This is a genomic window from Candidatus Dedyshia acidiphila, from assembly GCF_051025295.1.
Lineage (GTDB): Bacteria > Acidobacteriota > Terriglobia > Terriglobales > Acidobacteriaceae > KBS-83.
Genome location: NZ_JBMGJV010000015.1, coordinates 66,269 through 88,688, shown reverse-complemented (window position 1 = coordinate 88,688; position 22,420 = coordinate 66,269). Strand labels below are relative to the sequence as shown.

21 protein-coding genes are annotated in these 22,420 nt (G+C 62.2%); 14 read left to right on the top strand and 7 right to left on the bottom strand.

Annotated features, from left to right (window positions below; genetic code table 11):
* From AC5IJH_RS08555 to AC5IJH_RS08535, 5 genes are all read left to right on the top strand, one after another.
* On the top strand, positions 1-1,186 hold a 1,186-nt coding region (locus AC5IJH_RS08555), incomplete at its 5' end, for an aldehyde dehydrogenase family protein (RefSeq protein ID WP_491902397.1).
* A 3-nt stretch (positions 1,187-1,189) separates the two neighbouring features.
* Positions 1,190-2,743, top strand: a complete 1,554-nt coding sequence (locus AC5IJH_RS08550) for a phytoene desaturase family protein (RefSeq protein WP_491902396.1) — start codon at positions 1,190-1,192, stop codon at positions 2,741-2,743.
* Between the two features lies 1 nt (position 2,744).
* Positions 2,745-3,590: a lysophospholipid acyltransferase family protein gene (locus tag AC5IJH_RS08545; RefSeq protein WP_491902395.1), complete on the top strand. Its 846-nt coding sequence runs from the start codon at positions 2,745-2,747 to the stop codon at positions 3,588-3,590.
* On the top strand, positions 3,587-4,723 hold the full coding sequence (locus AC5IJH_RS08540) for a glycosyltransferase (RefSeq protein ID WP_491902394.1): 1,137 nt from the start codon (positions 3,587-3,589) through the stop codon (positions 4,721-4,723). Before AC5IJH_RS08545 ends, AC5IJH_RS08540 begins: the two co-directional genes overlap by 4 nt.
* An 88-nt stretch (positions 4,724-4,811) precedes the next feature.
* Entirely contained in the window at positions 4,812-5,378 is a 567-nt protein-coding gene (locus tag AC5IJH_RS08535; protein WP_491902393.1) for a hypothetical protein, read from the top strand.
* A gap of 8 nt (positions 5,379-5,386) precedes the next feature.
* On the opposite strand, the gene AC5IJH_RS08530 is transcribed toward AC5IJH_RS08535, so the two are convergent.
* Positions 5,387-5,560, bottom strand: coding sequence for a hypothetical protein (locus AC5IJH_RS08530; RefSeq protein ID WP_491902392.1), 174 nt, complete (start codon positions 5,558-5,560; stop codon positions 5,387-5,389).
* 126 nt (positions 5,561-5,686) lie between these two features.
* Between AC5IJH_RS08530 and AC5IJH_RS08525 the strand changes: the two genes are divergently transcribed.
* A complete protein-coding gene (locus AC5IJH_RS08525) occupies positions 5,687-5,908 on the top strand; it encodes a hypothetical protein (RefSeq protein ID WP_491902391.1) in 222 nt (73 codons plus the stop codon).
* An 85-nt stretch (positions 5,909-5,993) separates the two neighbouring features.
* On the opposite strand, the gene AC5IJH_RS08520 is transcribed toward AC5IJH_RS08525, so the two are convergent.
* Positions 5,994-7,040, bottom strand: a complete 1,047-nt coding sequence (locus AC5IJH_RS08520) for an NAD(P)-dependent alcohol dehydrogenase (RefSeq protein ID WP_491902390.1) — start codon at positions 7,038-7,040, stop codon at positions 5,994-5,996.
* Between the two features lie 159 nt (positions 7,041-7,199).
* Between AC5IJH_RS08520 and AC5IJH_RS08515 the strand changes: the two genes are divergently transcribed.
* Positions 7,200-7,478, top strand: coding sequence for a hypothetical protein (locus tag AC5IJH_RS08515; protein ID WP_491902389.1), 279 nt, complete (start codon positions 7,200-7,202; stop codon positions 7,476-7,478).
* Positions 7,479-7,572: 94 nt separating this feature from the next.
* A complete protein-coding gene (locus AC5IJH_RS08510; RefSeq protein ID WP_491902388.1) occupies positions 7,573-9,006 on the top strand; it encodes an aspartate ammonia-lyase in 1,434 nt (477 codons plus the stop codon).
* 80 nt (positions 9,007-9,086) lie between these two features.
* On the opposite strand, the gene AC5IJH_RS08505 is transcribed toward AC5IJH_RS08510, so the two are convergent.
* A complete protein-coding gene (locus tag AC5IJH_RS08505; RefSeq protein ID WP_491902387.1) occupies positions 9,087-9,884 on the bottom strand; it encodes a hypothetical protein in 798 nt (265 codons plus the stop codon).
* 194 nt (positions 9,885-10,078) lie between these two features.
* On the opposite strand from AC5IJH_RS08505, the gene AC5IJH_RS08500 reads away from it, so the two are divergent.
* Positions 10,079-10,612: a c-type cytochrome gene (locus tag AC5IJH_RS08500; RefSeq protein ID WP_491902386.1), complete on the top strand. Its 534-nt coding sequence runs from the start codon at positions 10,079-10,081 to the stop codon at positions 10,610-10,612.
* A gap of 8 nt (positions 10,613-10,620) precedes the next feature.
* On the opposite strand, the gene AC5IJH_RS08495 is transcribed toward AC5IJH_RS08500, so the two are convergent.
* Positions 10,621-11,832 (bottom strand): DUF481 domain-containing protein, encoded by a 1,212-nt coding sequence (locus AC5IJH_RS08495; RefSeq protein ID WP_491902385.1) that lies wholly within the window; start codon positions 11,830-11,832, stop codon positions 10,621-10,623.
* 103 nt (positions 11,833-11,935) lie between these two features.
* Between AC5IJH_RS08495 and AC5IJH_RS08490 the strand changes: the two genes are divergently transcribed.
* The 5 genes from AC5IJH_RS08490 (at position 11,936) to AC5IJH_RS08470 (ending at position 16,719) form a co-directional block, all read left to right on the top strand.
* Positions 11,936-12,811: a hypothetical protein gene (locus AC5IJH_RS08490; protein WP_491902384.1), complete on the top strand. Its 876-nt coding sequence runs from the start codon at positions 11,936-11,938 to the stop codon at positions 12,809-12,811.
* A gap of 53 nt (positions 12,812-12,864) precedes the next feature.
* Positions 12,865-14,520 carry a cellulose synthase family protein gene (locus AC5IJH_RS08485; protein ID WP_491902398.1) on the top strand — a complete coding sequence of 552 codons (1,656 nt, stop codon included), beginning with the start codon at positions 12,865-12,867 and terminating at the stop codon, positions 14,518-14,520.
* Positions 14,521-14,631: 111 nt separating this feature from the next.
* Positions 14,632-14,889, top strand: coding sequence for a GlsB/YeaQ/YmgE family stress response membrane protein (locus AC5IJH_RS08480; protein WP_491902383.1), 258 nt, complete (start codon positions 14,632-14,634; stop codon positions 14,887-14,889).
* A 69-nt stretch (positions 14,890-14,958) separates the two neighbouring features.
* Positions 14,959-16,302 carry an aminopeptidase P N-terminal domain-containing protein gene (locus AC5IJH_RS08475; RefSeq protein WP_491902382.1) on the top strand — a complete coding sequence of 448 codons (1,344 nt, stop codon included), beginning with the start codon at positions 14,959-14,961 and terminating at the stop codon, positions 16,300-16,302.
* A gap of 3 nt (positions 16,303-16,305) precedes the next feature.
* Complete coding sequence (locus AC5IJH_RS08470; RefSeq protein ID WP_491902381.1) at positions 16,306-16,719, top strand: hypothetical protein; 414 nt, start codon at positions 16,306-16,308, stop codon at positions 16,717-16,719.
* Positions 16,720-16,726: 7 nt separating this feature from the next.
* Here the strand turns inward: AC5IJH_RS08470 and AC5IJH_RS08465 are convergent, their stop codons facing one another.
* From AC5IJH_RS08465 to rodA, 3 genes are all read right to left on the bottom strand, one after another.
* A complete protein-coding gene (locus tag AC5IJH_RS08465; protein ID WP_491902380.1) occupies positions 16,727-17,545 on the bottom strand; it encodes a hypothetical protein in 819 nt (272 codons plus the stop codon).
* A gap of 212 nt (positions 17,546-17,757) precedes the next feature.
* Entirely contained in the window at positions 17,758-20,937 is a 3,180-nt protein-coding gene (locus tag AC5IJH_RS08460; RefSeq protein WP_491902379.1) for an Rne/Rng family ribonuclease, read from the bottom strand.
* Positions 20,938-21,327: 390 nt separating this feature from the next.
* A complete protein-coding gene (rodA, locus tag AC5IJH_RS08455; protein WP_491902378.1) occupies positions 21,328-22,419 on the bottom strand; it encodes a rod shape-determining protein RodA in 1,092 nt (363 codons plus the stop codon).
* Position 22,420: the final 1 nt, after the last annotated feature.

Sequence of the window (22,420 nt, the reverse complement as noted above, 5' to 3'; positions counted from 1 at the left end):
TTTTTTTCAGCGGCATGTGGAGGCGACCGTCGAGCGCGTGCCGCTCGGTGTGGTTCTGATTCTGGGACCCGGAAACTACCCGCTGTTCCTGCCGGGTGTGCAGGCATTGCAGGCGATCGTTGCCGGCAACGCGGTGCTATGGAAGCCGGCGCACACTGGAGTCGAATGCGCGCATGAAGTTGGCAAGATGCTTGAACGAGCCGGCATGCCTCCAGATCTGCTGACCGTTCTTGACTCGAGTGTCGAAGCAGGACGCGCCGCGCTTGATGCTGGCGTCGACAAAGTTGTGCTAACGGGGCATGTCGCGACCGGCCGCGCGGTTCTCGCGCGACTCGCGGAGACTGTAACGCCTGCTGTGATGGAACTCTCCGGCTGCGATGCGGTCTTTGTCCTGCCCGGAGCAGACCTTCTCCACGTCACCGAAGCCCTTGCATTTGCAGTGCGCTTGAACGGCTCGGCCACCTGCATGGCTCCGCGACGTCTCTTCGTTGCGGCGAGCGAGTTGGAGCCTCTGCGCACAGCGCTGCTGGATCGCTTGCGGAGCATGCCTCCCATTCCGCTCTCTCCTGCTGCTGCACGCGAGCTGGCTGCCATCGTGCAGGATGCACAGCATGCCGGTGCCGTTGTGAATCGAGCGGCTCCGGACACCGCGGCGGGCACGTCTGCCATCCTCATCGACAAGGCACAGCCCGAGATGCTCGCCATGCAATCCGATATCGCCGCGCCCCTGTTGAGCTTGATGGCGTTCGATGAAGTCGAACAGGCGCGTATTGCGCATCGCATGTGCCCGTACGCACTGACCGCCAGCGTGTTCGGGCCGGAGCGCGAGGCGCGCGCGCTGGCCGCACAGCTTCAGGCGGGCACCGTCATGATCAATGATTGCGTTGTGCCCACGGCCGATCCGCGGTTGCCCTTCGGGGGACGACGGCAGAGCGGGTTCGGCATCACTCGCGGTGCGGAAGGGCTGCTCGAGTTCACAGCAGTCCGCACATTGGCTGTGCAGAAGGGTGCCGACCGGCGCGCGTATCAGCCAACCGGCGACATGCATGTGCCCTTCTTCTCCACCTACATCGCTGCCGCGCACGCTGCCACGTGGGGCGGCCGACTGAAGGCGATGCGCCGCTTTGTTGCGGCCGCGCGGAGGGTGTCGAGTGCGGCTCAACAAGAAAAGCAACACGAGGAGTAACACATGAAGATTGCAGTCATTGGCTCGGGGCTCGGCGGATTATCCGCCGCTTGCACACTTGCCGCGCGTGGCTACGATGTCGAGGTCTTCGAGAAGAACCCCTGGCTGGGCGGCAAGGCTGCCGTGTTGCGGGAGCAGGGCTTCCGCTTCGACATGGGACCGACCATCCTCATCATGCCCTCGGTCCTCGAGCGCGTGTTCCGTGAGGCAGGCCGCAACATGGCGGACTACCTCACCCTGCTCCGGTTGGACCCGCAGTGGCGCTGCTTTTTCGAGGACGGAACGATTCTGGACCTTCGCGACGACGCACGCGCCATGCGCGATGCGCTCAACGCGAACGAGCCCGGCATGGGCGACCGCTACCTCGAGTTCCTGAACATGTCGGAGCAGTTGCACGGCATCTCCGATCGTTTCTTCTTCTGGCGTTCGATCGGCTCCATGCGGGACACCTTTGACTTCGGCGGCGCGATGAACGTCGCCGTGCTCAAGGACGTGATGCGCATGCGCCTGGGCCAGACGGTGGGCAGCACGATTCGCTCGTTTATCAAGGATCCGCGCGTAGCGCAGATGCTCGACCATTACGTGCAGTATGTCGGATCGGCGCCAGACGCATCACCAGCGATCCTTTGCTCAATCGGCCATATGCAGGCTGAGGAGGGCGTCTGGTATCCGATGGGTGGCACGCGCGCTGTGCCCGAGGCGCTGGTCAAGCTTGGCGGTGAACTCGGCATTCGCTTTCACACGTCGACCGAGATCGAGCGAGTCCTCCTGAATCAGGGCAAGGTCGCAGGACTCACCACGACGACTGGTGAGCGTTACGAGTTTGACGCTGTCGTCTCCAACGAAGACAGCGTGCGCACCTATCGTGAGCTGATCGGCGGCCCTGTGGCTTCAGCGTTTGACAAGCGGCGCACCTACGAACCTGCCTGCTCCGGTGTGGTGCTGTATCTTGGCCTGAACCGTCGCTACGAGCACCTGGCGCACCACGACTTTGTCTTCTCGCGCGACCCGCAGGAAGAGTTCCACCACATCTACGATCTGGGCGAGCCCGCGCCCGACCCAACCTGCTATCTCGCGTCTACGTCACAGACCGAGCCCGCAACTGCTCCCGACGGCGGAGACGCGCTCTACGTGCTTGTGCACACGCCGTATTTGCGGCCCAAGCACGACTGGTCGAAGATGTTTCCTGCCTATCGACAGACGATTCTCGATAAGCTGAAGCGCACTGCCGGTCTCACCGACATCGAAGACCGCATCGTGTTCGAGCGCGCCCTCACCCCGGTCGACATTCATAACCGCTACAAGGTGCTGAACGGCGCAATTTACGGGCTCTCCAGCCACGGCCGCATGACTGGCGCGTTCAAGCCAGCGAATGCCAGCTCCGAGGTTCCGGGCTTATTCCTCGCCGGCGGCGCGGCCCACCCCGGTCCGGGCATGCCGATGGTGCTGATGAGCGGCTGGATCGCGGCAGACACGCTCGATCAGCAATATCGCGGAGTGGACACCGCGCATAGTGCGCGCATCCGGGCTGACGCCTCGCTCGCACACACAGGCTGACATGACACGACTCGGGGCAGCAGGCCAGTCGAATTCTGACCTCCCCCTGCCCTCGCTTGGGCTGCTCGCGTACTTCCGTCGCTATCTGCGGTGGTATGTGCCGCGTGCATTCCATGCGGTACGCCTGGCGCACGCTGAACGTTTTCCGGCGCTGGCACCCCACACCCACACCATCATTTGTCTCAATCACGCATCATGGTGGGACCCGCTGATCGCGCTCCTGCTGGCGCAACACCTCATGCCGCGCGCTCATCACTACGCGCCCATGGAAGCCGCCGCCCTACGCCGATACAGTTTCTTCCGGCGAATTGGCATGTTCCCCGTGGACACGCAGTCGTCGCGCGCAGCCGCGGCCTTCCTGCGCACTGCGGAGGGGATTCTTTCGCGTCCCAACACTACATTGTGGATGACGCCGGAGGGTCAGTTCACGGATGTGCGTCAGCGGCCGGTGGTGTGGCGCCCTGGCCTCGCCGCGTTGGTCGCGCGCCTGCCGCACTGCACGGTCATTCCCATCGCGCTGGAATATACGTTCTGGGACGAGCGGCTGCCCGAGGCCCTCGCGCTCATCGGCACACCACTGCACATCGCGGATGGGGCGCGATTCGATCGAGACCATTGGCAGAGCATTCTGACCGCTGCAATGACCCAAGCGCAGAACGAGCTAGCAACCCTGGCGATCGCCCGCAGCCCTGACAACTTCACCACCATGCTGCGCGGTCGAAGCGGCATCGCATTCATCTACGACGCGTGGAGCCGCATGTCGGCGCGCTTGCGTGGACGGCGTTTCCATCCGGAGCACAGCAGCGTCACGCGCCCGCGTATCGAGCCGAGAAGGGCGCCGCGATGAACTGGTCCACACTGGTCCACCTCTCGTTCTGGTGCGCGCTTATGCCAGCCGTGCTCTTCTGCTGGAACCTCGCGCTGTTCCGTCGGCCTCCTCTCGCGAAAGGCTCGCTGCCGGCGGTTTCAATTCTCATCCCGGCGCGCGATGAAGAAGAAAACATTGCAGCGGCGCTCGAAGGGGCACTCAGCACGTCCGGAATAGTGTTTGAGGTGGTGGTGCTCGATGACGGGTCCACCGATCAGACCGCAACGATCGTGGAGGGTTTCGCAGCCCGTGATCCGCGCGTTCGACTCGAGCACGGGCCGCAACTGCCCGCAGGCTGGGCGGGTAAGGCACATGCCGCGCATGTGCTCTCGACGCGCGCGCGCTACGACCTGCTCTGCTTCGTCGATGCGGATGTGCGGCTCACGTCGGACGCAATATCGCGCATGGCGGCACTGCTGGTGGAGCGCAGTGCGGGCCTGGTCAGCGGATTTCCCGAGCAGGAGACGCTTACCACGCTCGAGTGGCTCCTGCTGCCGCTGATCCACTTCCTTCTTCTGGCGTATCTGCCGCTCGCTGGATTGCGCTACACGCGCCTGCCCGGCTTCGGCGCGGGCTGCGGACAATTCCTGCTAGTGCGCCGCGACGCATACCAGGCGGCGGGCGGGTACGCAGCCATCCCAGCCACGATGCATGATGGCCTGCGCATGCCAGCGCTGCTGCGCAGGCACGGATACCGCACCGACATCGCCGACCTGACCGCCCTGGCACGCTGCCGGATGTACCGCAGTTCGCACGCGACGTGGAACGGTCTGCTGAAGAATGCGACGGAGGGGTTGGCCGCACCGGCCCGCATTGTGCCGTTCACCATCCTCTTACTTGCCGGGCAAGTGCTGCCCTGGTTGCTGCTGATTACTCAGCTACTACGTCCCGCAGCCTGGAGCTCGCGCGATGTCACCCTCACGATGCTGGCCTGCGCGTTGTCTCTGCTGCCCAGGGTGATTGCGATCCCGCGCTTTCATCAGCGGCTCAGTGGTGCGGCTTTTCACCCGGTGTCGATCGTCTTACTCCTAGTCCTGCAATGGTGGGCGCTCGTGCGCCGCATCCTTGGTGTGAAGGTTCAGTGGAAGGAGCGCGCATTCCGTGTTGGTTAATGCACATCTTCTGTTACGTATGAGGCGAGCCTGCGCGATGTTCGCAATGGCTGCGGCCGTTTGCAGCACACTGCATGCGGGTGCTGACATGGCTGCCAGGGGCGACTTCCAGCAGCAGTTCGAGAGAGCGCGCGTCGAGTACTTCAACGGCGTGGAAGGCGACAGCGACGCTACTGATCGTGCAGAGCAGGCGTTCGCCTCACTTGAACAGGCGCATCCCGAAAACCCGACCGTGATGGCCTACAGCGGCAGTCTGGAGTTGCTAGAAGCAGCCCGAACATGGGCTGTATGGAACAAGCACAGGCTCGCAACCGACGGTCTATCCAAGCTGGATCGCTCGCTCCAATTGGCTCCCGACAACCTCGAGGTGCGCTACATCCATGGCGAGACCAGCTGGCACCTGCCGTTCTTCTATCATCGCAAGCAGAATGCCGAGCAGGACTTCGCGTTCATCGCACCGCGAGCAGAAGATGCGGCGCACAGCGGCGTGTTAAAGCCTGAGTTGGCCGCCGCAGCGCTTGACCGGTATGGGCACATTCTCGCCGAGCGGAACGACGATGCTGGCGCGCGTCACGCCTTCGAAGCTGCGGTCCGCATCGATCGCGCCAGCCCGGGCGGCCGCGATGCCTCGAAGCGGCTGAAACCACCGAGCTAACTGCGGATCTACTCTTCCTTGCGCAGCAGATCCGCCAGCGTCTCTTTGTGGCGGCGCGCCTGGCGAGACTGCTCCGGTTCCGGAACGATCACCTTCTCCGGCCGCGGCTGCCCTACGCGATCGCGGGCATTGCGTTTCACCGCCTTGGTGACAGAGAACGTGCTCTTTTTCTTCTTCGTCATCTCATTCGCTCCCACTGGCCGCCACGCGACACGTATGGAATACTTCCAAGGTTAGGCGGAGAAGAAAGGCCCTGTATGGAAGAGCGAGAATTTTTTGATGAGCGACCGGAGCAGCGGACCCACAGCTTGACCTGCCCGCACTGTGGCACGCCCGACGAGTATCCGGTGAGTTGGCTGGTCCGGCGCAAGAAGGCGTCGCCGCCCCGCCACGCGGATGAACGCGATCGTGCGCGCTTTGCAAAGGCTCAGTCGTACATGGTGCGACGGGACGATATGGTGGCTTGCAAGAACATCCGTTGCCGCAAGCGCTTCGAGATCACATCGGTGCAGTCGGTCGCGTTCCTCTAAGGCCGACTCCGACCTTCGTTGCAGCAAAGCATGAGCGCAGAAGGGGGCTGCCCGGGCATCCATCCCATGGCAGCCCTCCGTGGGCTTACTTCGTGTTCAGCGTGGCCATGTCAATCACGAACCGGTACTTCACATCGCTCTTCAGCACGCGCTCGAAGGCTTCGTTGATCTGCTGAATTGCGACCTCCTCAATATCGGAGACGATGTTCTTCTCCGCGCAGTAGTCCAGCATCTCCTGCGTCTCGGGCACGCCGCCGATCGCCGAGCCGGCAACAGAACGACGCGGGATGACCATGTTGAACAGCGGGAGGGCCATCGGCTTCTCCGGCAGACCCACCATCACCAGCGTGCCATCCAGTTTCAGCATGCCGAGGTACGGTGCAAGATCGTGCTGCGCTGAGACGGTGTCAAGAATCATGTCGAAGCTGCGCAGGTGTTTGGCCACCTGATTGGCATCGCTCGATAAGACAACTTCGTCCGCCCCGAGGCGCCGCGCGTCCTCGGCCTTGTTCATGGAAGTCGTGAACTGCACTGTGTGTGCGCCGAGGCTGTGCGCGAACTTCAGTCCCATGTGACCCAAACCACCCAGGCCTACGATGCCGACCTTCTTGCCCGGCCCTGCGCCCCAATGCTTCAGCGGCGAGTACGTTGTAATGCCCGCGCAAAGCAGCGGGGCCACGGCGGCCTTGTTCAGCTTGGGAGAGATGCCGTACACAAAATGTTCGTCGGTGACGATCACATCCGAGTAGCCGCCATACGTGATCTGACCGTGGCGATCCGTCGCGCCGTAGGTGCCGACCATCCCCTTCTCGCAGTAGACCTCGAGCCCGCTCTTGCAGGCGGAGCATGTGCGGCAGCTATCAACCATGACACCGACAGCCGCAGTGTCGCCCAGCTTGAAACGGGTGACCTCTTTGCCAACGGCGCGGACGGTGCCGACGATCTCGTGGCCTGGCACCATCGGGAAAATGGACCCGCCCCATTCATCGCGCACCTGGTGGATGTCGGAGTGACAGACGCCGCAGTATTCGATGTCGATAACAACATCGCGCGGCCCCGGATTGCGCCGGGTGAAGGCGTAAGGCTGCATGGGCGTGGTGGGCGACTGGGCTGCGTATCCGTTGGCGTTCATAGGTGCAGTGATGCTCCCTCCGAATGGGTGACTCTCCCAGCATATCTGCTTCGCGGCAGCCGACTGAGACGGTGCTATGCCGGGTTTCAGCCATGCACAGGATCGTGGTTAAATGGTGTCGGGCTGCTGGTCTCCCGCAGCCGCCAGAGGATCACGACGATGCCGAACATGAGCCTGCCCCCCGAAGAGCGCAACCTCACTCCAGCCCAGGTGGAGTCGCTCGATATGCGTCGCCGCCGCGGGACGGTGCTGCTCACCATCGCAGGCATGTTCTCTGTTATCGCGCTGCTGCTGACCCTGTGGGTAGGTCAGGATCTGACCTACTCGCCCGGTGCGTCGCGGCCGATGACCTACTACTTCATCGTTGCGTGCGGCATTATCGCGGTGGCCGGCCTGTCTGGACTGTACCTGCGTCGCGGCACCCCAGAACTTCAGTAGGCGAGCGGCTCGCTCCTCCAGAGATAGCAGGCACAAGGCTGCCCTATACTGATCGGTTGACTTACCCTCACCCGATTAGCAAGGAGCACGCCTGATGTCCGCTGTCCGCAAGGAAAAAGACTCCCTCGGCTTTGTCGAAGTGCCCGAGCGCGCCTACTACGGCGCACAGACCGCGCGCGCGGTTGAGAACTATCCCATCTCTGGCATGCGAGCACATCCCTTGCTCATCCGCGCCTTCGGCATGGTGAAGCGCGCCGCCGCGGAAGCGAACAAATCACTCGGCCTCATCTCTGACAGGCGCGCGGATGCAATCGTGAAGGCAGCGCAGGAGGTGATCGAGGGCAAGTGGAATGACGAGTTCGTCGTCGACGTCTTCCAGGCCGGCGCCGGTGTGTCCTTCCACATGAACACCAACGAAGTGATCGCGAACCGCGCCAACGAGATGCTGGGCGGCAAGCTGGGCGAGTACAACGAAGTACACCCCAACGATCACGTCAATTACGGGCAGTCGACGAACGATGTCTTTCCCACGGGCATGCGCGTCGGCGCACTGCTGGTCCTCGAGACGCTCTATCCCGTGCTCGACACGCTGGCGACCACCTTCCGTAGTAAGGCTGCGGAGTTTGACGGCATCCTCAAGTCGGGCCGCACCCACATGCAGGACGCCGTGCCGATCCGTCTGGGCCAAGAGTTCGCCGCCTATGGCATCGCCATCGAGAAATCGAAACGCAGCCTGCTCCTTGCCAGCGACTCTCTCCGCGAGCTCGGCCTCGGCGGCAGCGCCGTCGGCACCGGCATCAACACGCATCCCGACTACCGCGACTTGGCAGTCACCAACCTCGCCCGCATCTCCCGCGAAGAGCTGAGACCCGCAGCCGATATGCGTTGGGCGATGCAGTCGAATGCGTCGATGGGCGAGGTCAGCGCCGCGCTGCGCGGCGTTGCGCTTGAGGTGATCCGCATCTCGAACGACCTTCGTCTGCTATCTTCGGGGCCCAATACCGGCTTCGCGGAAATCTATTTGCCCAGTCTGCAGCCAGGCTCCTCGATCATGCCGGGCAAGATCAACCCGGTCATGCCGGAGTTGGCCGCGATGGTCTGTTTTCAGGTCATCGGCAATGACACCGCCGTCGCACTCGCCGTGCAGGGCGGTCAGCTCGAGCTGAATGTCATGATGCCGACCATGGCCTATAGCGTGATGCAGAGCGCCACGATCCTCGCCAACATGCTGCGCCAGTTCAACGACCGCTGCGTGGCCGGGATCACGGCGAATAAAGACCGGTGCGACTTCTACGCGCAGAGCACGGTGTCGCTCGCAACGGCGCTCAACCCCTACATCGGTTACGCCCAGGCAGCCGATATCGTGAAGGAGTCGGTCTCGACAGGCGAGTCGATCATCAAGATAGCCCGCGCGAAGAAGCTCCTCAGCGAGGACGAGATCAGCGCGATTCTCGACCCGGTCAGCATGACGGAGCCGCAGTATCCGCGCGAATCCGCTAAGGGGCGTGACCAGCGAGTGAAAGCTTAGCGCACCACGAAGCCACAGCAAGAAAGCGGGCCGCAACTCCAGGGTTGCGGCCCGCGTCTGTTTGCACATCAGGAAGTGAGCTAGTGGCCGAAACGGTAACTCAGACCCGCTGTGAAGCCGACGTTGTGCTGCTGATCGCCGCCGAAGGTCGTCAGGTTGTAGCTCGGCGCGATCCGCACGGCCAGCCCGGGTCCCAGGTTGATGTCCACTGGCAGGTTAGCGGAAACATCAAGCCGCGTCTGGTTAGGGTAGAGCCCGACATAGACACCCGTCAGTCCAGCCGAGTTGGTATAGAAGAGGTTGCGCGTCACACCGGCGAGCACATTTGCGCTCACTGCGTAGTTCTTGCGCTTGCGCAGGTAGTATTGGGGTCCTGCCATCACGGAGTAGTTGCTGATGAAGGGTTTGAAGCCGCCCTGGTAAGTGCCGCCCGTAGGAAGCTGGGGACGCACGTGGCCCGTGAACGCGTTCGAGTAGTAGCCACGCAGATCGACCGTGATGCCGAGCTTGGAGTTCAAGTAGCGCGTGACGCCAGCATCCCACCCGTACTCCGTCGTGTGCTGCAGAGAGTGGCCGGGGCGGAAGCGCAGATAGGCGTATCCGAAGTAGATGTCGTACTTGTGACTGTAGGTGTCGTTGATGACAGCCTGGGTGCGCGCCGCGCGTCGCGCCCGTACACGGTCCTGCGCCTCACGCGCAAGCCGGGCCCGCTCCTGCTCGTTCGGATAATTTGGCTGTGCCTGCGAAGAACTCGCGGCAGGCGCAGGGCTCTGCGTCTGCGGCGTGGCATCCGGTGCCTGCTGCGCGGGCGGATTCGCGGTGTCCGCGGCGCCGCCGGGGGTCTGCGCCGCAAGCGAGAAGCCGGCGCAAAGGGTCAAGATGAGAAGCGAATACGCAAGGTATCCGGCACGGCTACTGCATTGCATGTACGGTGGTGCCTCCACTACTCTGCTGCAAACTGGCAACGGGTGCTCACTGTATTAAAACATCCCTGCGCTTCGGACCCCTCTCCGGCGCTGCTCCTGGCATCTGTTTTAGCGAATTGCTTTCAACTGTCTTTGGGAGGATCTGCATGCGCTTTCTTCTTGGGCTGATCATCGGTGTGGTGCTTGCGCCGGTGGCTATCTATGCGTATCTGAACTACGGGCCAGTCCCGGTCGCTGTGACCGACGAGCCGTTCCCGTTGGAGCGCTCGATTGCGCACCACGCCCTCGATGCACGCATCCAGCGCGAAGCGCCGAAGACCGCACCGATTGAGCCCAGCCCCACCAATCTGCTGATCGGCGCCCAAATCTATCGCGACAACTGCTCCGGCTGCCATGGCTACTACGGCCAGGCGTCGCCGTTTGCCAAGCAGATCTTCCCGCGTGCGCCGCAACTCTGGGCGCCACACGGCCGCGGCGTCGTCGGCGTCAGCGATGATCCCGTCGGCGAAACTTATTGGAAGGTGAAGAACGGCATTCGCCTGAGCGGCATGCCTGCCTATCAGACGCTGCTCAACGATACGCAGATGTGGCAGGTCTCGATCCTGATGGCCTCTGCAGACAAGCCGCTGCCCGCCGAGGTGATCCAGACTGTCAAGCCGGGCGCCACGCCCGCTCCGTAAGCCACGGCTCACTTCAGCGAATACGTCACACCGGCGGTGAACTGGAACGTGTTTTTCTTGTAACCCGCCGGTGGATTGTTGATGAAGTTGTCCTGCGTTCCGAGCGAGAACCCCAGGTTCTTGTAGACGGGAAACAGGAGCGCTGCCAGCACCTGTGCGGTGTACGCAGATGGACTGTTCGCGGGCGTGTTGAACGCTGGCTGAATCTGCCCGCTCTCCGTGAACACGAGGCTCCGTGGCAGCTTCTGCAGCAATGACTCAGCGATCGTCGCGCCAACCAGGTTGAGTGTGCGCCCGCGCGGAAAGGCAGTCGATGCGTAGAAATCTTGCTTCTCGTAGTGAATGTCGCCCTTGACGTCAAACAGACGCTGCTTGGTCTTAACCAGCGTTGCGCCCACACCGGCACCGTAATCCTGCTGCAGTTGCAGGCCGGAGCCGATGTTGTGATCCGCGCTCGCGTCAAACAGGTAGTACAACCGCGACGTGACGTACTGATCCCGTTCCAGATCGCCGTGCAGGATGCTGGTCTTCGCACTCGACGCGCTCTGCACGCCCGGGATGAACGGCTCGCGTGTAAGTCCGTAGGCTGCGCTTGCATCGAACAGTGTCTTGTCGCGCAGTCGCAGCCAGTCCACCGTCGGAACGGTGCGGACCAGCGCGATGGCTCCCGTGAACGTCTCGCTCGTCTGCGTGGCTTCCACCAGAGTCGCGCCCAGTGTGAGCGGACCCGTCCAGCCGTGCAGCAGACCGGGTTCACGCGCGATGGCGGACGAGAACTGATCCGCCGGCACGAAGTAAGCCGCTTCTTTCATCGGAATGGTTTTCTCACCCGATGAGCTGGAGACATTAACCATGTCTGGCGAGACGGCGAGCGGACCGATCGGAATCTGCGGCGCAGGCTTGCCGATTCTGAGCACCTCTCCCGAGCGGATTACAGCGAAGCTGCCGGTCGTGCGCAGCGACTGAACCTTGTCCAGGCTGATCTTCACGTCACCCGACATATCGCTGTGAAAGACGACAGTACCGTCGCCCTCGCTCACCAGCGTGCCCGTCAGGTGATCGCCATTGATGAAAGTGAGTACATCGGTTCCCGTCTTCGCATCTGCAGCCCTCAGGACGGGGGCCGACACACACAGCGCGATGGCAAGCCAACCTCGGTACGGTAGGCCACTCTCGCGGGCCACGCGCATCGCACTTCGCAGCAGATGAAGGAGCTTCATGTCGAATCCTCTTTCGTCCCACCGTAACCCACCGGCGTGAATCGACAAAGCACGATCTGCCACACCCGCCTCTACGTCGAGCCACGTTGTTACGATATGAAGCATGAAGCGTGACGAAGCACTGAGCCTTCTCCGGGATGGCGATCTGTTGGAGTTGGGGATGCAGGCCGATCGGGTGCGACAGCGGCTCCACCCTGATGACGCGGTGACCTACGTGCTCTCCGCACCTTCCGGGCTGAGCCTGCAGAACGCTCTCCGCAGTGCTACCCTGCACGGCGGCACGCATGTCTGCCTGTCGGCAGTGGCAGAAGCCGACACACTAAGCTTGTCGCTGCTTGAAAATACACTGGCCGGCGACGCGTCTCGTGCCGCGATCATCTTCTCCGACCTGCCCATCGCGGCTCACGACAGCCAACGTGTGAGCGAGCTTGCCGCATACCGCCGCGCGGGTGTGCACTCGGTCCTGCTCTCGTTCGATACAGCCGACGCGCGGCATGACTCCGCACTGGGTCATGCACTCGAGTCCGCGCGCTCTCTCGATCTGACGATCCGCGCCTCCATCAGCATAAAAAGTGGGGAGCCTTTGGAGCAGCGTGTCGACGGGCTGCTCGCGCTGCGCGCACTCTCCGCCGATCCGGTAGATGCCCTCGAGTTGAAGGTGGACCACCCCAGCGGCCCGGATGCGAGACGCGAAGACGAGGCGACTGCCGCCGACTACCTGAAGACGCTCGCCGTCGCGCGATTTCTGCTCGATGACGTGCCCCACCTGCAGGCCTCGTGGAGCGTGCAGGGACCGAAGGTACTCGAGTTGGCATTGCGCTTCGGCGCAGACGATGCAGGCAGCGTTCCCTGGACGCAGGCGGGTAGCGCGGAGCCTTCTCACCACGGCGGCGAATCTGAACTGCGGCGCATCATTCGCGACGCAGGCTACCGGCCAGTGGAGCGCGATCCCCTCTTCCGCGCGAGTTTGCTGCACTAGCGACGCAGCAACCACGTACAATCGGCGTGGGCCCGCGTGGCTCCGACGACCGGATGCACAACCTCCTTGAGTATGCTGCCGCCCACATCGGACTCTGGCTCCTCTCCCAAAGAGGCCTGAGCCACTATCTCCGCACGCATTACAGCAATGATCCAGTCAACAATCCGTTCCGCTATCTCTACCGCTGGAACCTGTTCGACACGACGCTCCTGATTCCCTACTTCGTAGTCATGATCGTGCTGGCGTTTTATGGCCTGCATCGGTACCAGCTCGTCTATCTCTATTACAAGCACCGCAAAAATGCTGTTCGAGAGCCGCGGCAGCACTTTGCCGAGCTGCCGCAAGTCACCGTGCAACTGCCAATCTTCAATGAGCAGTACGTGATCGACCGCCTGATCGAGGCCTGTTGCCGGCTTGATTATCCGGCGGACCGGCTGCACATCCAGGTGCTCGATGACTCGACCGACGAGACACAACAGGTCGCCAGCGAGCTTGTGGATCGTTATCGCGCACTGGGCCACGACATCGTGTATCTGCATCGCACAGACCGATACGGCTACAAGGCAGGCGCGCTCGACGCCGGCCTGATGCGGGCAAAGGGCGATCTGGTCGCCATCTTCGATGCCGACTTCGTGCCCCCACCCGAGTGGCTGCAGCAGGTGGTGCATCACTTCGCTGAGCCGCATATCGGCATGGTGCAGACGCGGTGGACCCATCTCAATCGTGACTACAGCTTCCTCACGCAGGTCGAAGCGATTCTGCTGGACGGTCACTTCGTGCTCGAGCACGGCGGCCGTTCGCGCGCTGGCGTGTACTTCAACTTCAACGGCACTGCTGGCATGTGGCGGCGCTCCGCCATCGACGAGGCAGGCGGATGGCAGCACGACACACTCACGGAAGACACGGACCTGAGTTATCGCGCACAGATGAAGGGTTGGCAGTTCCGCTATTTGCAGGATGTCGTCTGTCCCGCCGAAGTGCCGATCGAGATGACAGCGTTCAAGACGCAGCAGGCCCGCTGGGCCAAGGGACTCATCCAGACCTCAAAGAAAATCCTGCCCCGCATCCTCAAAACAGACGCTCCACTCCACACAAAAATCGAGGCCATCTATCACCTGACGGCGAACATCAGCTATCCGTTGATGGTGATCCTCTCGCTGTTGCTAATGCCGGCAATGGTCATTCGCTTCTATCAGGGTTGGTTCCAGATGCTGCTGATCGACGTTCCGCTATTTATGGCATCGACATTTTCCATCTCTTCCTTCTATCTCGTCTCGCAGAAAGAGCTTTTTCCTCGTAGCTGGCCGAAGACCCTGATTTATCTGCCGTTCCTCATGGCGCTCGGCATCGGCCTGACTGTCACCAACACGCGGGCAGTGCTTGAGGCTCTGTTCGGCATCCAGAGCTCATTCAAGCGCACGCCGAAATATCGTGTGGAGAAGAAGGGTGAACGCTCGCAAGCCGCGAAGTACCGCAAGCGCCTCGGTATCGTGCCCTGGATCGAGTTGCTCATCGGCTGCTATTTCGCATTGACCATCGCGTACGCGATCAGCAACGAGAACTACTTCACGATCCCCTTCCTGTTACTCTTTGTCGTCGGCTACTGGTACACCGGGTTGCTTTCGCTGTTGCAAGGCCGGTTCGATCGCTGGCGAACTGGGGCGAATCTGGATGAGTCTTCGCCGAAGCCCTTCCCTGTCGGGATCTGAGACAACGCGGCCCGCTCGTCGACCCATCTGATCGGACGTACTCACAGGCAGGGCCAAGGCAATTCATTGCCTCCCGGCCGCCTGATTTACGAGCGAAAGGTTGGGGGAGTTATGGCACACGGATTCATCTGGTGGATTCTCGTAGGACTGATCGCCGGTTTTCTCACCGGTAAGTTAATGCGCGGCAGCGGCTACGGCGCGCTCGGCGACATCATCGTCGGCATCATCGGCGCAGTAGTCGGCGGCTTCATTATGCAGGCACTCGGACACACGGGCAGCGGTGGCTTGATCTACACCATCGTTGTGGCGGTCATCGGTGCAGTGCTGCTCACCTGGATCCTGCGGCTAATCAGCGGACGACGAGCCTGATCTTGATCCTCGGCAGACTGGCTGTGGTGGCGCGCGGCTGCCAGTCTGCCATGCTCTACACTGGGGCGCATGCGCGCCGCCCTCTCTGCAGCTCTCGCCCTGTTACTTACAATTGCCGCACCCTCGCTTTCCGCACTCGAACGCCAGCCTGAAAGCGTCTATCAGGGCCGCCGAGCTGCCCTCGCGTATGAACTCCACGGCGGCGTCGCCATCCTCTTCGGCAACTATGAGCCGGCGATGGAGTACCAGGACTATCGCCAGGATGAGGACTTCTACTACCTCACCGGTTGGAATGAGCCCGGCGCGGCGCTCCTGATCGCGGATGCAGCGCCAGCCCGCGGCAGCAGGCCCGCACACGCTTACCGCGAGATCCTTCTACTGCCGGAGCGCAACCTGCGCCAGGAGCTCTACACCGGTCCCAAGCTCGATGCTGCCTCTCCGGATGCTGTCGCGAAGACCGGCGTTCGCGAGGTACGTCAGGTGCGCGAGCTGCCATTGCTCATGCACGAGATGATGAGTACAGACGTCTGGACCCAGCTCGATAGCGATTCGGCGAAGTCCGCACTCGCCTTCGTCGCGAGCAGCTTCGGAACCGATCAGGTGCCGGCCGCGAAGGACGTGCGCGAGCTCACCAAGAAGCTCCGCTGGATCAAAGATGCAGGAGAGATTGAGCTGCTGCGCAAGGCTGCCGACGCTTCGGTGAAGGCGCAAATCGCAGCTATCCAGGCCATTCACCCCGGCGTGAATGAGCGCGCTGTCTCGGGGGTGATCACCGGCACACTGCTCGCAAACGGTTGCGAACGCCCGTCCTATCCATCCATTGTCGGCAGCGGCAGAAATTCGACTGTACTGCACTACTCCGCAGATGACGCGATCATGGAGAGCGGCGATGTGGTGGTGATGGATGCGGCTGGCGAGTACTCGATGTACGCCTCAGACGTGACACGCACAATGCCCGTGAATGGCCATTTCACGGACAGGCAGCGCGAGATTTACAACATCGTCCTCGGCGCACAGCGCGCGGCCGCAGAGGCGTTCGCGGTTGGCAAATCGAAGCTCTACGATACGGAGCACCCGGAGAACTCACTGGACGGCGTCGCGCGACAGTACATCCGTACACATGGCAAGGATCTCCATGGACAGCCTCTGGATAAGTACTTCATCCACGGGCTCAGTCACCCTGTTGGCATAGACGTGCACGATCCCTTCGATCGCAGTGCCGTGCTCGATCGGGGAACGGTCTTTACGATCGAACCGGGCATCTACATACCCGAGGAAAAGATCGGCGTGCGCATCGAAGATACGTACTACGTCGACCAGAACGGCAAGCTGCAGGACTACATCGCCGGGCTGCCGCACACTCCCGAAGAGGTGGAAGCGTTGATGCAGCATGGCAAAGCGACTGCACGTTGACGCATGCTGATACGTTCGCTGATCGCGGTCGCAGCGGGCTTCGCCATGATCGCCGGACTGACTGCCGTCACGACGCTGCTCACACGATGGCTCATTCCCAGCTGGACGCGCATGCCGCCCTCGCGGGATGCGCGCATCTTCAATCTGGCGGCAAGCTGCCTCTATAGCGGCATTGGCGGCACGGTCGTGGCCCGGCTCGCGCCTGTCAGTCCGCTCGTCCACTCACTCATCCTTGCGCTGATCGTGCTGCTTCTCTCATTCCTCGCAGTGAGCGAACTGCACGCGCCTGCGGAGGATGCCCCGGATTCGGAGAAGACCGCGAGTACGCCGGCCGCATACAGCCTTGCGCTGGCCGTCCTGCCCGCGGTGGCTACCCTCGGCGCCGGCATCCTCACCGTGCTCGCGCGTCTAGGGTAGACGCCGGTTAGAAACGAATCCCGAACGTGACCGGGATCATGCTCACGGTACCCGTTCCGACGGTGTTGCCGCTCGACCGCGGAGAGTTGATCCAGAGGTAGCGCGCCTCGCCGTACAGCTTCGCATTCCCCTCGCCCAGTCGGTGCGTAAAGCCAGCGCCGATATTCAAACCACCCTGGTTGCTCGAGAAGTGGCTGATCGTCTGGCTCCCGTACGCGGGGTAGCAGCCGTAGTAATAGTCGCAGATCGTGCCCTCGTAAATCGGCTCCGTGAACGAGGTCAGCTTGCGATAGAATCCACCACCGCCAGTTACGTATCCGCCCCACGACCCGCTGTTCTTGAAATAGAAGATCGGGTCGAGCGTGATGCCCCACATGTGCACGTTGCCATTCGGAATCGTGCCGTCGGGCGCCTGGTTCGCGGCCAGCACAGAGTTGGGAATGCCCGTCCGGTTGAACTCGTACTCGAGCAGCAGACCCACCTGCTTGCTGAAATTCCAGCCGCCGCCAAGCTTGACGTTGTAACCGAACGTCTGCGAGTTTTTCGTGTTTCCGATGGGCGCATCAAAGCCAGCGCCGGCCTCGATGGCCAGATGTTGCAAGCGCGACTGGCCGTACTGCGGATTCTGGCGGTAGCCACCATTGCCATACCCGCCGCTATTCTGACCGTCGCTGACCAGGTTGAGCGTCTCTGCAGAGCTCGAATAGGAGGTCAGCGCAGCACTCTGCGCGTGAGCGACGGTACCGAAGGCTGCAAACGCACAGGCCAGCAGGGCGAAAGAGCGCCTGCGGGCGCAAGAACAGGCAGAAGAACCAACACTGGACATGACAAGCCTCAGAGAAAGAGTACGGGTCGGCGGTACACACACGTCCACTAACCCTACTTGCTAGGACACGCAGCCCTGCGCAAAAGTTTCTCTGGTCGTCGCTGATTTGTGACCACCCGGTAAAACTCCCGGGGGAGCCGCCCAAAGCAGAGGGCCGGCGATGTAGCCGGCCCTTCGCGTGCCTCCAATGCTCGATTGCTTGCATCGAGCTTCTAGTGGATGTCGAACTGCTCTGGATGAAGCGCAGGGTCGCTTTTCACGATGACGGTCCGGCCTGTCATCTCTTCAAGTTCGTTCAGCCAGCGTGCATTGTTGCCCTTCAGCGTCTTTACTACCTCAGGATGCACGCGCAGCATGACATCATGCCGCTCGAAATGCTTCTGCATCTTGCGCATCTCCGTGTAGATCTCGTTCGCTACCGTGATCGGACCCTTGACCATGCCGGTGCCCGCACAGATGTTGCACTGCACGCTCAAGGTGCGCTCGAGTGACTGCTTCACACGCTTGCGCGTGATCGCCACCAACCCGAAATCGTTAAACTGCAGCACCTTCGATGGAGCGCGATCCTGCTTCAGCTCCTCTTCGAGCGCCTGCATTACCTTGTGGCGATTCTTGCGCTCATCCATGTCGATGAAATCGATGACGATGATCCCGCCGAGATCGCGCAACCGGATCTGCCGCACAATCTCCGGAATTGCATCGAGGTTCGTCTTCAGGATGGTGTCTTCGAGGCGCGCGGTCTTGCCGACGTACTTGCCCGTGTTGATATCGATCGCGACCAGGGCCTCTGTCTGGTTGATCACGATCGATCCACCCGACTTGAGCCACACCTTGGACTTCAGTGCCTTGGATATCTCATCCTGGATCCCGAAGTGCTCGAATAACGGCGTTTCCTTCGTGTAGAGCTTCACACGCCGAACCAGCGAAGGCTGGAAACGGTTGAGGAAGCGCACGATGCGCTCGTACTCTGCCTCGGAGTCAACCCAGATGGTCGAGAAGTTATCGGAGACCTGATCACGCAGGATGCGTTCGATCAGGTTGAGATCGTGATAGATCAGCGCCGGCGCTTTCGCGCTCTCTGACCGCTGCTTGATCTCTGTCCACAGGCTGATCAGGAAGCGCAGATCGGCACGCAGTTCATCTTCGCTTGCGTTCTCGGCAGCCGTGCGCACGATGAAGCCGCCCGTCGCCTCGCCCTTCTCGCTGATCAGGATGCGCTTCAACCGCTGGCGCTCCTCATCGGACGAAATCTTGCGCGACACGCCGACGTGGTTCACCGTTGGCATGAAGACCAGGAACCGGCCGGGCAGCGCGATGTGACTGGTGATGCGCGCGCCTTTCTTTGCAATCGGCTCCTTCGCAATCTGCACCAGGATCTCCTGGCCCTGCTTCAGCAGCTCGGAGATGATCGGCAGGTCGCTGGTCTGCGCAGACTGTCGCCGTCCATTGCGACCGCGGCCGCGCCGCTCGCGTCCCTTCTGGCGATCATTGCGCCCGCCGCGTCGCGCCGGAGCTTCTTCCTCTCCGGCAACGGCCACGGTGGCCGGCTCTTCCACTGCGTCTTCTTCCTCGTCGCCCTCTTCGAAGTCGTCATCCTCGCTCGAAGTGATCTCGCGATCGATCTGCGCATCGCGAATGGCTTCTCCGAAGTCTCCGCCGTTTGAGGTCTGCGTCTCTTCTTCCAGTAGATCGCTGGAGTCCTGGTCTTCATCGTGCGCCATCGCGTGCTCGGGAAGCGGTGCGAAGTCGTACTCCTCTTCGTCGATGACCTCTTCCTCGACTTGGCCATCACCAGGGGTGAACGCATGCAGATGCTCAAGCGCACGCGCCTCCGGGGAAGGAGCACCGCCATGCGAATCATGCGCGGTAGCATCGAGAGACGTGCCGTTCGCCGCATCGAGCTCGCTTGCGTGTGCCGGCTCGTACACGGAATCGTGATGGGCAGCGTCGTGATGCGGCGTGTCCTGATGGGCAGCCTGGTGAGCAGAGTCGTGGTCAGCGTGTTCCGCTGCGTCCGGCGACTTCCCGTCCGGCTCAAGGCCCGTGTCAGAAGCCTTATCATCCGGCTCCGGATCGCGCCCGAACAGTGAAGACAAGCGGAACTCGCTCGGCGAGGATGGGTCGACGCGGTGCGACGCCGATGCGTTGTTCGGGTTGTACTCGGTCGTCTCTTCCTGCTCTTCGAGCACGAGCGGTGCCAGCGGCTCGGCTTCGCCAAGAACAGATGCGCCGGGCTCGGCTTCGTCTGCAACTGGTGCGGCCGTATGGGTTGGCGGAGGAAAGATCGAATCGATCGGTTCCGTCTCGCTCATCACCCCATGCAGTTCGCCGATCGGCTCTGCAAATACCGGCTCAGGCGCGGTGTGTGCATCCGCAGGAGTGCTCGACCTTGGCTCGCGATGACGGGAGAGTGTCTCGCCGGGCAGGGCGACGCTGACGCCGTCCCACTCGATCGAATGCTCGACCAGAGTGGAGGGGCGCACGGTGACCTGCGCCGTGCGGGGCCGAGCGGCCGGCTGGCTTGCAGCCGAAGCCGCGGGCGCCTCAGCGGGCTGCTGCCCATACTTCTGCAATGCCTCGCCGGGAAGCGTGATGGTTGGGGTGCGGGGTGAGGACTCGCGATCGCGGCGCCCGTCACCTCGACCTTCGTTCCGGCTCTCGCCGCGCGGTTCGTTGCGTGGGCTGCGCTCGCGCCGCGGCTCGGCCGCGGCACTGGGCTGTGCAGCTTCGGCGTCGATGTGGACTCGCCCGGAGCGCTGCGTCTCGCTGCCTTCGGCAGCGGCCTCGTTGCTGACCGGCTCACCGTCCCGTACGCCGCGGAGTCCCCGGCGGCGTCCGCGGCGACCGCGCCAGCGGCGCGTGCCTTCCTCAAACTCTTCGCCTTCCTGTGCCTCGCCTGCTGGCCGGCCCGTGGCCTCGCCCAGTGCGCTGCCTTCAGGCTCGATGCTCAGATGACCAGCAGCATAGGAGTCAGACGGGCTTGCGGCTGCCGGCTCGGGGCTCCGCTCGCCACCGCGCTCCCGTTGACGGTCGCCGCCTCGTTCTCCGGCTCTCTCGCCGCCCCGTTCGCCGCCTCGACGGCCACGGCCACCACCCTCATTGCGCTCCCGGCCACCGCCGCCACTGGTGGCCTTGACGGCCTCATACTCCTCCGGGTTTTCCTGCTCTTCGAGGAAATCGGTGACGTAAAGGAAGGCGTCGCGCTCCAGGCCAAGGTCAACGAATGCCGACTGCATGCCAGGAAGCACGCGCGTGACTTTGCCTTTGTAAATGGAGCCTGCGAGCGTGTACTCATTCTCGCGTTCGTAGTAGATCTCGGTCAGTTGATCGTCTTCGACGATCGCCAGCCGCGTCTCATGCGGCGTGCTCGAGATACAAATCTCTTTTGCCATACTGCCTCTTTCTTGCCCGGAGCGTTCGAGCGCCCGGGCAGCGGACGAGGCAGATCAGAACAGGATGCATCCTGTCCCCGGGGTACCGGACCGAGATGCTGGGCAGGACGAGTGCAGATGTAGGAGAGCCGGTGTGATTCCGCAGGGGAGCGCACCGCGCACAGGTGTGCGGCGTTGCTCACTGTAAAAATCGTTGTAGCTGGGGCTTTCCACGCGCTGAGAGTCTGTGACCGCTCGTACCCGAAGTTGGGGCGGGGTCGTTCCCCGTCTCTGCGCGTCCATTCCTGATCCTGCCCGGCCCCGGTGATCCGCCAGGCCGGTTCCATTGCAAGTTATAAACTTCCAGAGATCGGAGCCGGACCTCTGCCGGCACACAGTCTCTTGCGTTCCTTAGTTCACAAACCTGTTCATCCGGACATTCATAACAATGCCGAGTGCAAGGAACGTGAACAGCACCGAAGACCCGCCATAGCTCATCAGCGGTAGCGGAATTCCGGTTACAGGCATCAACCCCACGACCATTCCCACGTTGACCGCGATCTGAAAGATGAGCACTGCAACAATGCCCATGATCAGCAAGGTGCCGGAGAGGTCTGCGGCCGTCTGAGCGTTCTGAATCAAACGCATCAGTATGAAGAAGTATAGCAGCAGGACCACCACCGCACCGACGAAGCCGTGCTCCTCGCTCCAGGCGGCAAAGATGAAGTCCGTATAGGGGATCGGCAGGAAGTCGCCCTGGGTCTGGGTGCCCTTGGCCACCCCTCGGCCCCAGACGCCGCCGTCGCCTACCGCGATCAGCGACTGACGAATCTGGTAGCCCGACCCGCGGGGGTCATCTTCCGGCGATAGGAAGCTGGTCAGGCGCGCCTTCTGATAGGGCTTTAGACCGGCCTTCCACACAGGCACGATCAGCATCAGGCCGGCACACACAATGATCAGCGCCTTCTTCCAGCTAATGCCGCCCAGGAAGAGCCCGACCAGCAGCACCGGCAGATAAGTAAGCGCAGTGCCGAGGTCCGGCTGCTTCAGAACCAGCGCCATGGGAAGCCCCACCAGCAGGAAGGCCTTGCCGATGTCCTTCCAGTCAAGATCCCGACCCGCCATGCTGGTGAAGTAGCGCGCCACCGCCACGATGAGGATCAGCTTCACCCACTCAGACGGCTGAAAGTGGATCCCGCCCATGCGGATCCAGCGCCGCGCACCTAGCACCTTCTGGCCCACCGCGAGCACCGCTACCAGCGACACCACGCAGAACAGGTAGATCCAGTGAATGACATCGAGCAGCACGTGGTAATCGATGAAGGACAGCAGCAGCATGGCTGCCGAGCCGCCCACCAGCCAGAGCACCTGTTTGCTCTCGAAGCCGTGAAACTTGGTGTTGATGGTTGCCGAGTAGATCTCGAGCACACTGAGCGCCGACATCAGGAACACGAGCCCCATCAGCACCCAGTCGAAGTCGCGAAAGCGCAGAAAACGCTGCATG